Annotated in this window: 1 protein-coding gene; it reads right to left on the reverse strand. The window is 41.8% G+C overall.

The features are described 5' to 3' along the window. On the reverse strand, window positions 1–352 hold a 352-nt coding region (locus B4K20_RS07120; protein ID WP_289282399.1), incomplete at both ends, for a universal stress protein.

Genomic DNA, 352 nt, shown 5'->3' on the forward strand with positions numbered 1-352 from the left:
CATCACAATGAGCATGATGTAATACGGCATTAGCTGTTGACCCCAAGAGACGCTTAAAACCATGTCTGCCATGTGAGCCAACAATAATCAGATCAACATTATTCTCATCAGCCACACGGACAATATCATGTCCCGGTGTTCCCAATTCAACCCACTGTTGTGAAGCCGGAATGGATAATTTTTCAGCCAATGTCGCCAGTTGTTTTTTCCCTGACTCTAACAAAGCATCACGCATATCAATATCAACACTGATCATCGGTTCATAAGCAAAATCAGTTAAAGGGAAATCTTCGATAATGTGGCAAATACTCAGCTTTGCCTGATGTTGTTCAGCAAGTTCTTGTGCTTTTGC

It is taken from the genome of Methylophaga sp. UBA5088, from assembly GCF_002414625.1.
GTDB classification, from domain to species: domain Bacteria; phylum Pseudomonadota; class Gammaproteobacteria; order Nitrosococcales; family Methylophagaceae; genus Methylophaga; species Methylophaga marina.